We start from the raw sequence: 11686 nt of genomic DNA, 5'->3' as shown, positions 1-11686 counted from the left end.
AGCGGGTTCATCAACCTTCCGCGACACGGCTTGACCGGTTAGCGGATCGCAAACTTTGTATCGCCTGAAATCATCTGGTCGGACCGGGTCGCGCATGGCGGAAAAAGGCACCGAGACAGCTTTTACAGACAAGTTGTGCGGGAAGGACCTAAAGTCTTCGCGGACGGAAGCATAGCACGTTTATAAGCAATATTCTGATTCGTTGACGTGACAAAGAAGCGTTGTTCTGGCACGTCAAGGGCGCCATTTCAGGCGCCGCTTGCATCACATTCAGGCGGGCGAAATTCGATCAACCCAATCGGTGATCAAGCCGTCCAAACCCGCGCCCCACAGCAGTTGCGCGCGCGCCACGTCGTTGACGGTGTAGCAGGAGACGCGAAAGCCGGCAGCATGCGCGGCGGCGATGATCTCGGGCGTCAGTTCGCGGTGGTTGGCATCGAGCGCCACGCAGTCCAGCGCGCGCAGCCGGTCGAGCCAGTCTGCGGGCAGCTTGTCGAGCAGCAGCGCGCGGGGCAGTTCCGGGGCGGCATCGCGTGCGGCAGCCAGCGCCGCTTCCGAGAACGACGACAACAGTGGTGGCACGTCAGCGCCGGCCCACAGCGTACGGGCATCCAGCGCGACGGCTGCACCGGTGCGCCACTCCGCCCCCGGCACCGGCTTGATCTCGATATTGGCCAGGAAATTGTTGGCGCGCAGGTAGCGGGCGATGGCCGCCAGCGTCGGCACCGGCTCACCGGCATAGGTGGGGCTGTGCCAGCTGCCGGCGTCCAGCTGGGCGAGCTGGCTGAGCGACAGCGCGTCAATCCGCCCGTGACCGCTGGTGGTGCGGTCCAACGTGGCATCGTGCAGCAGCACCGCCACCCCGTCGCCCGACAGCTTCACGTCGAACTCGAACATGCGGTAGCCGAACGAGGCGCCATGGCGGAACGCCGCCAGCGTGTTCTCCGGTGCCAGCTTGCCGGCGCCTCGATGGGCGATGGCGCGCGGATACGGCCAGGCCGGCAAGGCGCGTGCGTCGCTCATGCCAGCGCCTCGATGCGGCGGGTGGTCTGCGGGTCGAACCAGTGCAGATGGTCGGCCGAGGCAGTAATGGGCAGCTTGTCGCCGGCCTTCACGTTGGCGTGCGGTTCGAGGCGGACCACGATCGGGTGGCCTGCCAGCGCGCCGTAGGCAAACGCATCCGCGCCGAGCGCCTCGACCACGCGCACGTCGACATGGGCGATGGCCTGATCAGCGGTGCACGGCTCGATGTGTTCGGGGCGCAGCCCCATCAGCGCATGCTCAGGCAGGTGCAGGCCCATCGGGAGGTGGCCGAGCGAGGCGGACTCATTGCCCTCCTTCGCGCCGTCGACGCGGATCTGCGCGCCCTCGCCCGCTTGGCGCGACACCGGCACGAGGTTCATCGGCGGCGAACCGATGAAGCCGGCCACGAACGTGCTGGCCGGGCGCGAGTACACCTCCAGCGGCGTGCCGATCTGCTCGACGCGACCACCGTTGAGCACCATCATGCGGTCGGCCAGCGTCATGGCCTCGACCTGATCGTGCGTGACGTACAGGCTGGTCGTGCGCAGGCGACGGTGCAGCTCCTTCAGCTCCAGGCGCATCTGCACGCGCAGCTTGGCGTCGAGGTTCGAAAGCGGCTCGTCAAACAGGAACACAGCCGGCTCACGCACGATGGCGCGGCCCATCGCCACACGCTGGCGCTGGCCGCCCGAGAGCTGGCGCGGCTTGCGCTCTAGCAGCTTGTCGAGTTCGAGAATGCCGGCGGCCTGCTGCACGCGCGCCTGGATCTCGGTCTTGGGCAGGCCGCGAATCTTCAGGCCATACGCCATGTTGTCGAACACGCTCATGTGCGGATACAGCGCGTAGTTCTGGAACACCATCGCGATATCGCGTTCGGCCGGTTCCAGCTCGTTGACGACGCGCTCGCCGATCCACACCTCGCCTCCGGTGATGGGCTCCAGGCCCGCCACCATGCGCAGCAGCGTGGATTTGCCGCAGCCCGACGGCCCGACGATGACGATGAACTCCCCATCGCCGATCTCCATGTCGATACCGTGCACGACCTGGAGGTTGGCGTAGTGTTTCTGGACGTTGCGTAGAGACAGTTTTGCCATTTCTAATCTTCTTTAGAGACCGTTGCAAAATGAAGCGAAGCGGTTCTGGCGGTTCAGCGCCGACGCTGACAGTACAAGCAGTACGGCAAGGAGGCGCTGGGCCGTCAGAATCATTTTTCAGCGGTCTCTTATTTTTCGGTTTCGACGAGGCCCTTTACAAACCACCGCTGCATGCCGATCACCACCAGCGCCGGCGGCAGCATGGCCAGCATGACGGTGGCCATCAGCAGATTCCAGTCGGTGGCGGAATCGCCGGAGCGTGAGATCATCTGGGTCACGCCCAGCACGATCGGGGTCATGTTCTTTTCGGTCGTGATCAACAGCGGCCAGAGGTACTGGTTCCAGCCGTAGATGAACTGGATCACGAACAGCGCCGCAACGCTGGTGCGCGAGAGCGGCAGCACCACGTCCCAGAAGAACTTGAGCGGCCCCGCGCCGTCGATGCGCGCCGCTTCGGCCAGCTCGTCCGGAATCGTCAGGAAGAACTGCCGGAACAGGAACGTGGCGGTGGCCGAGGCGATGATCGGAATCGTCAGGCCGAAGTAGCTGTTCAGCATGCCGAGGTCCGACACCACCTTGTACGTGGGCAGGATCCGCACCTCCACCGGCAGCATCAGCGTGACGAAGATCAGCCAGAAGAAGGTCTTGCGCAGCGGAAAGCGGAAATAGACGATCGCGAAGGCCGAGATGATGGAGATCGCGATCTTGCCCAGCGAGATGCCCAGCGCCATGATCAGGCTGTTCATCAGCATGGTGCCCACCGGCGTGGCCGAGTTACCCATGCCGTGCGTGAGCACTTCGCGGTAGTTGTCGATCAGGTGCGGGCCGGGGATCAGCGTCATCGGCGCCTGCAGCACCTGCTCGGTCGTCAGCGACGACGCGACGAAGACCACGTACACCGGAAAGGCGACGATCACCACGCCGAGGATCAGCACGACGTGGGTGAGGAAGTCCAGGAATGGACGGCGTTCAATCATGGTCCTTATGCCCTCCCTTTTAGTATTGGACTTTGCGTTCGACGTAGCGGAACTGGACGATCGTCAGCACGATCACCAAGCCCATCAGGATCACCGACTGCGCCGCCGAACCGCCGATGTCCAGGCCGCGCACGCCGTCCTGGTACACCTTGAAGACCAGCGTCTCGGTCGCCTTGAACGGCCCGCCCTGCGTGACCGAATCGATGATGGCGAAGGTATCGAAGAACGCGTAGACGACGTTCACCACCATCAGGAAGAAGGTCGTGGGCGACAGCAGCGGGAAGACGATCGACCAGAAGCGCTTCCACGGCCCTGCGCCGTCAATGGCCGCCGCCTCGATCAGCGACTTCGGGATGCTCTGCAACCCCGCCAGGAAGAACAGGAAGTTGTAGCTGATCTGCTTCCATGCCGCGATCACGACGACCAGGAACATCGCCTGCTCGCCATTGAGCACGTAGTTCCACTCCACGCCCATCTTGCGGATCACGAACGACACGATGCCCAGCGACGGGTTGAACAGGAAGCTCCACAGCACGCCCGCCACGGCCGGTGCGATGGCATACGGCCAGATCAGCAGCGTCTTGTAGAACGTGGCGCCGCGCAGCGCGCGATCGGCAAAATACGCCAGCGCCAGCGAGGTGCCCAGGCCGACGAAGGTCACGCCGATGGCGAACACCGCCGTGGTCTTGAATGAGCCAAGGTAGTTCGGATCGCCCAGCAGGTCGTGGAAGTTCTCCAGCCCGACAAAGTCGAGGTTGATGCCGAAGGCGTCCTGCCGCAACAGCGACTGGTACAGCGCTTGGCCCGCCGGCCAGAAGAAGAACACCAGGGTGACGATGATCTGCGGGGCCACCAGCGCATAGGGCAGCCATCGCGATCGGAACACAACGCGTTTTTCCATAGGGGAATCTCAAAACGCACCGCCGGCCTGCGCATGCACGCAAGGCCGGCGGATGACTGCGAGCGCAGGGGAGCGCTTATTCCTTGACGGTCTTCTCGAAGCGGGCGAGCAGCTCGTTGCCGCGCGCCACGGCGCTATCCAGCGCTTCCTTCGGCGACTTCTTGCCGGCCCAGACGGCTTCCAGCTCTTCGTCGATCACCGAGCGGATCTGCGGGAAGTTGCCCAGACGGATGCCGCGCGACTTCTCGGTCGTCTTGACGATCATCTGCTTGACGGCCACGTCGGCGCCCGGGTTCTTGTCGTAGTAACCGGACTTCTTGGTCAGCTCATACGCTTCCATCGTGACAGGCAGGTAACCGGTCGACTGGTGCCAGTCGGCCTGGATCTCCGGGCGCGACAGGAAGGTGAAGAACTTGGCGACGCCCTTGTACTCCTCGACCTTGTGGCCGCCCATCACCCACAGCGACGCACCGCCGATAACGGTGTTCTGCGGAGCGCCCGCCACGCCGGCTTCGTACGGCAGCGGTGCCGGGCTGAAGGCGAACTTGGTGCCCACGCCCTTGCGGATGTTCGCCAGCGCCGCCGACGAGCCCGTGTGCATGGCGCACTCACCCGCGATGAACTTCGCCTTGGGCTCGTCCTTGCGGCCGGCGTAGGTGAAGTAGCCCTTCTTCTCCATGTCGAGCAGGTGCTCGATGTGCTGCACGTGCAGCGGCGAGTTGAAGACCAGGCGCGCCTTCGGGCCGCCGAAGCCATTGTTCTCGCTGGCGAACAGCACGTTGTGCCAGGCCGAGAAGCTCTCGAGCTGCACCCACGACTGCCAGTCGGTCGTGTAGCCGCACTGGAAGCCGGCGGCCTTCAGCTTGGCCGCGTCGATGGCGACGTCCTGCCACGTTGCGGGCGGCTTGTTCGGGTCAAGGCCGGCCTTCTTGAAGGCGTCCTTGTTGTAATACATGATCGTCGTCGAGCTGTTGAACGGGAACGACAGCATCTCGCCCTTGTTCGACGTGTAGTAACCCGCCACGGCCGGCACGTAGGTCTTCGGGTCGAACTTCTCGCCGGCGTCCTTCATGACCTTGGCCACCGGCACAATGGCGCCCTTGGCGTTCATCATCGTTGCCGTGCCCACTTCGAAGACCTGCAGGATGGCCGGGGCATTGCCGGCGCGGAAGGCCGCGATGCCAGCCGCCAGCGATTCGTCATACTGGCCCTTGTAGACCGGCACGATCTTGTAGTCGGACTGGCTGGCGTTGAACTTGTTGGCGATGTCATTCACCTTGTCGTTCAAGGCGCCTTCCATCGAATGCCACCACTGGATTTCGGTCACGGCGTACGCGCCCTGCGCAAACGTACACGCGGCCAGCACGGCCACTGCCCCCGCAATCTTCTTGATCGTCATCGTTTCTCCTCGGTTACGACGTCCTGGCGGGCTCGCTAGCCGGCCCACGGCGCGCCGACTCTATATGAAGAGCCGGTAACTTTTATGACAGCGGGATGTTACTTGCCTTTCTGTCACAAAGAAATTGGTAAATCCCTCCAAGGTTTGTTGCGAAAGCGCCGTTAGAATGAATTGAAGACGACTCTTTTTGCAGCCGCAGCATGCTCGCACCGCCCACCACGCCTGCCTCCGCAGACTCGCCCGACACCACGCCCGCCATCGCTGTCCGACGCGTTCCGCTTGCGCTGCATCAACTCTCGGATGATGCGCTGCGACAAGTGACCGGCGTGTTCACCGATGTCGATGGCACGCTGACCACGCGCGGCAAGTTGCCCGCGCAGGCCTACTCTGCCCTGGAGCGGCTGCATCGTGCGGGCGTCAAGGTCGTGCCCGTGACGGGCCGGTCGATTGCCTGGTGCGAGGTCATCACGAGGCTCTGGCCCGTCGATGCCGTGATCGGCGAGAACGGCGCCTTCGCCATGCGCATCGATTCGCGCGGGCACCTCGCCACCGATTTCGTCGACGACGCGCAGACCCGCGCGCGCAACCTCGAGCGCATCCGCGAGATCGGCGCCGAGATCCTGCGCGCGGTGCCCGGCGCCGCGCTCGCCACCGACCAGGCCTGGCACGCCGCCGACCTGGCCGTCGACCACGCCGAGCAGGTCCCGCCGCTGCCGGAGGCTTCCGTCCAGCACATCGTCGACATCATGCGCACGCACGGCATGCATGCGACGGTCAGCTCCATCCACGTCAACGGCTGGTTCGGCCGGCACGACAAGCTGAGCGCCAGTATTGCGCTGGCGCGGCGCGCCTTCGCGCTCGACCTGCATGCCGAGCGCGAGCACTGGCTGTTCGTGGGCGATTCGGCCAACGATGCGGCGATGTTCGAGTTCTTCCCGCTGTCGGTGGGTGTGGCCAACGTGCTGGACGTGATCGACACGCTGCCGGTGCCGCCGGCATACCTCACCTCGCAGGAAGGTGGCGGCGGCTTTGCCGAAGTGGCCGAGCGCATTCTTGGGGCGCGTGCCCCTGCCCTGCCCGCTCCGCGCACCTGAGCAGCCCTTCCGGCACCCCCGCGGCAACCCTTCTGCGCCCATCCAGGGCATGGGGGGGCACACGCGGCCGCCACCCAGCGGCCATCGCATGTATTCGCTCCTGCACGCGGCACGTTAATTGCGCCACGTTAGTGCGCTGCACCGATTCGTGTCACGCCGACGCCTCATCGTGGTGCGCGTGGCGTGCGGCGCTCCTTTCCCCACCCGACAGGAGCCTCTCATGCAAACCCAGAAACTACGCCAACGGCTGCAGCACGCCGAGCTCACCATCGCCGAGCTGTCGCAGCTGTGCTTGTCGCAACAGGGCGTGCCCACCGCGCTCAAACAATCGATCGTGCAGTTGGATGAACAGGCGCGCCAATGGCACGCCAAGCTCGAAGTCACGCAGGATACGCAGTCCCTCACCGAGGCCATCGCCGAACTCGAGGCCGCGTGCGGCCGCACCAAGATGGCCTGCCAAGGCGCCGGCAAGATCGAGCACAGCGTCTACAGCGCCGTCATGCACACTCACCAGGAGCTGTCGCGCCTGAAGCACCATCTGCACTGAGCGGGCAAAAAAAGGGCGGATTCCCTGTTCGGAAATCCGCCCAATCCCAATCGCCAAGCTCGACGATATCCGGTTGAACTGGCCTCGCTGACACGCGTCAGTCGAAGCCGAGCTCCTGCAATTTGCGCGTGATGGTGTTGCGGCCGATGCCCAGGCGTGTAGCGGCCTCGACGCGCCGGCCGCGCGTGACACCCAGGGCGGCTTCCAGGATGGCCTTCTCGAAGCGGCGGGTCAGTGCGTCCATCACGTCGGGCTGGCCGGCTTCCAACATGGCCTTGGCCTCACCGGCCAGCGCGCGTTCCCAGCCTGCGGTCGCGGAAGCGCCGGCTGCGGTGCCGCCTGCCAGCGCGTGCACCTCGGCCGCAGGGGCCACGCCGTATGGCTCGCCACCGTAGGACGGCTCGCCGACGAAGGCCGAGCGCGTCGTCTCGGTCGCGCCGGGCAGCGACTGGCTGCCGCCGTGCACGAGGTCGTACGGCAGGTCCTTGATTTCGATCATCTGCGCCGGCGCCATCACGGTCAGCCAGTTGCAGAGGTTCTCCAGCTGGCGCACGTTGCCCGGAAACGGCAGCGTGGCGATATGCGCCAGCGCGTCGTCCGACATGCGCTTGGGCTCGACGCCCAGCTCCTTCGCGCTCTTCTGCAGGAAGTGGCGCGCCAGCAAGGTGATGTCTTCCGGCCGCTCGCGCAGTGCCGGCAGGCGCAGGCGGATGACGTTCAGGCGGTGGAACAAGTCCTCGCGGAACAGGCCATCCTTGACGCGCGTTTCCAGGTTCTGGTGCGTGGCCGCGATGACGCGCACGTTGGCCTTGAGCGGGTTGTGGCCGCCCACGCGGTAGAAGTGCCCGTCCGACAGCACCCGCAGCAGGCGCGTCTGCAGGTCGAACGGCATGTCGCCGATTTCATCGAGGAACAGCGTGCCGCCCTCGGCCTGCTCGAAGCGGCCGCGGCGCATGGTCTGCGCGCCGGTGAAGGCGCCGCGCTCATGGCCGAACAGTTCGGATTCGAGCAGGTCCTTCGGGATCGCCGCCGTGTTCAGCGCGATGAACGGACCGCTCGCACGCGGGCTGTGCTTGTGCAGCGCGCGCGCCACCAGCTCCTTACCCGTACCGGATTCCCCGGTGATCAGCACCGTCACGTTGGACTGCGACAGCCGCCCGATCGCGCGGAACACGTCCTGCATGGCCGGCGCCTGGCCGAGAATCTCGGGCGCATCGCCTAGGCGGTCGTCGATCTCCTCCTCGCGCAGGCTTTCTTCCAGCGCGCGGCGGATCAGCTCGACCGCGCGATCCACGTCGAACGGCTTGGCGAGGTATTCGAAGGCGCCGCCCTGGAACGCCGCCACGGCGCTGTCCAGATCTGAGTACGCGGTCATGATGATGACCGGCAGCCCCGGATGCTTGGCTCGAATGGTCTGCAGCAGGTCCAGCCCCGAGCCGCCCGGCATGCGCACATCCGAGATCAGCACTTGCGGCGTTTCTTCGTCCAGCGCGTTGAGCGCATCGCGGACGTTGGTGAAGCTGCGCGAGAGCAAGCTCTCGCGTGCCAGCGCTTTTTCGAGGACCCAGCGGATGGATTGATCGTCGTCGACTATCCAGATTGGCTTCATGTGTTGGTTCGTCTGCTTGACTTCGTCTCGCCTGAGCCCCTGGTGTCGCCGCCGTTTCAATGCAGCGGCACCAGGATGCGGAAATCGGTCAGGCCCGGCCTGCTCTCGCATTCGATCAGGCCATCGTGCTGCTGCACGAAAGTCTGCGCGAGTGTCAGGCCCAGCCCGCTTCCCCCCTCCCGTCCGGACACGAGCGGGAAGAAAATCCGCTCGCGAATGTCCTCTGGGATACCAGGACCGTTGTCCACCACATGCAAGTCCAATGCCAGCTTGTAAAGACGCTTTGCAATCGTGACTTGCCGGGCGACACGCGTGCGCAGGATGATCTCGGCATCGCCCTGCGCGATACGGGAGCCGAGCGCATGCGCCGCGTTGTGGACGATGTTGAGCACCGCCTGGATCAGCTGCTCCTTGTCGCCGCGGAACTCGGGCAGGCTGGCGTCGTAGTCGCGCACGATGCGCAGGCCCTGCGGAAACTCCGCCAGCACCACCGAGCGTACGCGCTCCAGCACCTCGTGGATATTCACGTCGCCCACGATATGCGGGTGCCGGTGCGGCTCGAGCAGGCGGTCAACCAGCGTCTGCAGCCGGTCGGATTCCTTGATGATGACCTGGGTGTACTCGCGCAGCGAGCGCTCGGGCAGCTCGAACTCGAGCAGTTGCGCCGCGCCACGGATGCCCCCCAGCGGGTTCTTGATCTCGTGCGCGAGGTTGCGGATCAGCTCCTTGTTGGCGGAGGTGAGGTCCAACAGGCGCTCCTCGCGCTCGCTGCGGATCTTCTGCTCGTTGGGCAGCAGCTCCAGCAGCACGCAGCCCGGCGCAAAGTCGATCGCCCCCACCACCGCGTGCGCATGCAGCGGCTCATGGCCGGGCCGCTCCAGCGATACGTCACGCCGCTTGGCGTCGAACTGACGGCCAGCCACGGTGGCGATCATCTCCGCCAGTTCGGAGGGGTCGGCAAACAGTTCATGCAGCGACATCTCCACCAGTTGGCGGCGAGACACTGCCAGCGAGGCTTCAGCGGCGGGATTGGCGTAGAAGATCGTCAGCGCCGGATGGCGGACGAAGAGGACGGGGTTGGGCACGGCATCGAGCCCGGGGTACGACGGCGGCGCGCTGTGCGAGAAAGGGATGGGCGGCATCGCCGGCGGCCCATCGATGCTTTCGCCGGCAGGCACTTCCAGGCCGGCGGCGGACGGCGCGGGTGGCGTCGTCTGTTCCTGGTCATCGCGGCGGACCGCTTTGCGGATCAGTCGACGCATCACTCAGCTACTCCTTTAGGTTGCCCAGCTCCCGGCGGATGGAATCGACATTGGCTTGGCTGCGCTCGATGTCGCTCTTCAACTGCGCGGTGCGGTCCAGATACTTCTGATAGTTACGTTCATTGCCCTGGCGCTCGGGCTGGCCGTTGTTGTATTCGGCCTGCAACCCCTGGAGCTTGCGCTCCTCGTCTGCCAGTTCCGCTTCCAGCACGCGGCGGCGCTCGCCGTCGCGGTTCTTCTGCGTTGCGTTGTCCACACGCGGGAAGCCGCCCGTGTCGGCCGGCGCCTGCGCGGCGCCTGCGCTACGCGGGCTGCGCGTGCCCGGCACCGTCACCACGTCGGGCAGCGTCAGCTTCTTGCAGCCCTTCGTGTTGCCGCTGTTGCGGTACTCCGGCACGCCGTTCGGGCCGGTACACAGGTAAACGTCATCGGCGTGCGCGGGCGCCTGCACGGACAGGAGCCCAAGCACCGCCATGGCGGCAAGCAGTCCGGATGCGATGCGTGGGGCGGGACGGAACATGAGATGGAACCTGGCTGAAACGTCGATCGGGCGCCGGAATCCGGCGGACGCTCATTCTAGCCACAAAATCCCGCTCCACAAAAAGGATGGGCAAGGAAAAGGGCGACTCGCGCCGCCCTTCCCCTCACAACCGTCTCGTCGCCCCGACACATCGCACGGGGCGCTCGCTTTTTACAGCGAGTAGTACATGTCGAACTCGATCGGGTGCGTGGTCATGCGGAAACGCGTGACTTCTTCCATCTTCAGCTCGATGTAGGCGTCCAGCATCGAGTTGGAGAACACGCCGCCACGGGTCAGGAACTCGCGATCCTTGTCCAGGTACTCGAGGGCCTGATCCAGGCTCGAGCACACGGTCGGGATCTTTGCATCCTCTTCCGGCGGCAGGTCGTACAGGTTCTTGTCGGCGGCTTCGCCCGGGTGGATCTTGTTCTGCACGCCGTCCAGGCCGGCCATCAGCATGGCCGAGAAGGCCAGGTACGGGTTGGCCAGCGGGTCCGGGAAGCGCGCTTCGATGCGGCGGCCCTTCGGGTTGGCAACGTACGGAATGCGGATCGAGGCCGAACGGTTACGAGCCGAGTAAGCCAGCTTGACCGGTGCTTCGAAGCCCGGCACCAGACGCTTGTACGAGTTCGTGCCCGGGTTGGTGATGGCGTTCAGCGCGCGAGCGTGCTTGATGATGCCGCCGATGTAGTACAGCGCGAATTCCGACAGGCCGGCGTAACCGTTGCCTGCGAACAGGTTCTGGCCGTCCTTCCACACCGATTGGTGGATGTGCATGCCCGAACCGTTGTCGCCCACGACCGGCTTCGGCATGAAGGTAGCCGTCTTGCCGTAGGTGTGCGCCACGTTCTGCACGACGTACTTCAGGACTTGCGTCCAGTCAGCGCGCTGCACCAGCGTCGAGAACTTCGTGCCGATTTCGTTCTGGCCCTGGCCAGCCACTTCGTGGTGGTGCACTTCAACCGGGATGCCCAGCGATTCGAGGATCAGGCACATTTCCGAGCGCATGTCCTGGAACGTGTCGACCGGAGCGACCGGGAAGTAGCCGCCCTTCTTGCCCGGACGATGGCCGGCGTTGCCGTGTTCGAATTCCTTGCCCGACGACCACGGGGCTTCTTCGGAATGGATCTTCACGAAGCAGCCTTGCATGTCGACGTTCCAGGTCACGCCGTCGAAGATGAAGAATTCGGGTTCCGGACCGAAGAAGGCGGTGTCGCCCAGGCCGGAGCTCTTCAGGTAGGCTTCAGCGCGCTTGGCGAT

General features: G+C 65.0%; 11 protein-coding genes. 2 read left to right on the top strand and 9 right to left on the bottom strand.

Going from position 1 to position 11686, the window contains the following annotated elements; translation table 11 throughout:
- Positions 1-270: 270 nt before the first annotated feature.
- The 5 genes from ugpQ to ugpB all read right to left on the bottom strand — a co-directional run bounded on the left by ugpQ (position 271) and on the right by ugpB (position 5394).
- Positions 271-1023: a glycerophosphodiester phosphodiesterase gene (gene ugpQ, locus QZ609_RS19135; protein WP_295498099.1), complete on the bottom strand. Its 753-nt coding sequence runs from the start codon at positions 1021-1023 to the stop codon at positions 271-273.
- The gene (locus QZ609_RS19130; RefSeq protein ID WP_295498096.1) at positions 1020-2117 is read right to left on the bottom strand and encodes a sn-glycerol-3-phosphate import ATP-binding protein UgpC; all 1098 of its coding nucleotides are present in this window, start codon (positions 2115-2117) and stop codon (positions 1020-1022) included. The genes ugpQ and QZ609_RS19130 overlap by 4 nt, the downstream gene beginning before the upstream one ends.
- Before the next feature lie 128 nt (positions 2118-2245).
- Positions 2246-3094: a sn-glycerol-3-phosphate ABC transporter permease UgpE gene (gene ugpE / locus QZ609_RS19125; protein ID WP_295498093.1), complete on the bottom strand. Its 849-nt coding sequence runs from the start codon at positions 3092-3094 to the stop codon at positions 2246-2248.
- A gap of 19 nt (positions 3095-3113) precedes the next feature.
- On the bottom strand, positions 3114-3995 hold the full coding sequence (gene ugpA, locus QZ609_RS19120) for a sn-glycerol-3-phosphate ABC transporter permease UgpA (RefSeq protein WP_295498090.1): 882 nt from the start codon (positions 3993-3995) through the stop codon (positions 3114-3116).
- Between the two features lie 76 nt (positions 3996-4071).
- Complete coding sequence (gene ugpB / locus QZ609_RS19115; RefSeq protein ID WP_295498087.1) at positions 4072-5394, bottom strand: sn-glycerol-3-phosphate ABC transporter substrate-binding protein UgpB; 1323 nt, start codon at positions 5392-5394, stop codon at positions 4072-4074.
- Positions 5395-5594: 200 nt separating this feature from the next.
- Between ugpB and QZ609_RS19110 the strand changes: the two genes are divergently transcribed.
- Together QZ609_RS19110 and QZ609_RS19105 are read left to right on the top strand one after the other, a co-directional pair.
- On the top strand, positions 5595-6488 hold the full coding sequence (locus QZ609_RS19110) for an HAD family hydrolase (RefSeq protein ID WP_295498084.1): 894 nt from the start codon (positions 5595-5597) through the stop codon (positions 6486-6488).
- Positions 6489-6708: 220 nt separating this feature from the next.
- A complete protein-coding gene (locus QZ609_RS19105) occupies positions 6709-7035 on the top strand; it encodes a hypothetical protein (RefSeq protein WP_295498081.1) in 327 nt (108 codons plus the stop codon).
- Positions 7036-7132: 97 nt separating this feature from the next.
- Here QZ609_RS19105 and ntrC read toward each other — a convergent pair whose 3' ends face one another.
- The 4 genes from ntrC to glnA all read right to left on the bottom strand — a co-directional run.
- The gene (gene ntrC, locus QZ609_RS19100) at positions 7133-8644 is read right to left on the bottom strand and encodes a nitrogen regulation protein NR(I) (protein ID WP_295498079.1); all 1512 of its coding nucleotides are present in this window, start codon (positions 8642-8644) and stop codon (positions 7133-7135) included.
- Positions 8645-8700: 56 nt separating this feature from the next.
- Positions 8701-9906, bottom strand: coding sequence for a nitrogen regulation protein NR(II) (gene glnL / locus QZ609_RS19095; RefSeq protein WP_295498078.1), 1206 nt, complete (start codon positions 9904-9906; stop codon positions 8701-8703).
- Between the two features lie 7 nt (positions 9907-9913).
- The gene (locus tag QZ609_RS19090) at positions 9914-10426 is read right to left on the bottom strand and encodes a DUF4124 domain-containing protein (RefSeq protein ID WP_295498076.1); all 513 of its coding nucleotides are present in this window, start codon (positions 10424-10426) and stop codon (positions 9914-9916) included.
- Positions 10427-10597: 171 nt separating this feature from the next.
- Positions 10598-11686 (bottom strand): type I glutamate--ammonia ligase (glnA, locus tag QZ609_RS19085; RefSeq protein WP_295498074.1); only part of this gene is annotated, 1089 nt, incomplete at its 5' end.

The sequence above is a fragment of the uncultured Ralstonia sp. genome (genome assembly GCA_913056305.1).
Lineage (GTDB): Bacteria > Pseudomonadota > Gammaproteobacteria > Burkholderiales > Burkholderiaceae > Ralstonia.
Note: the sequence above shows the minus strand (reverse complement) of the source record. Positions and strands in the feature narration are given on the sequence as shown.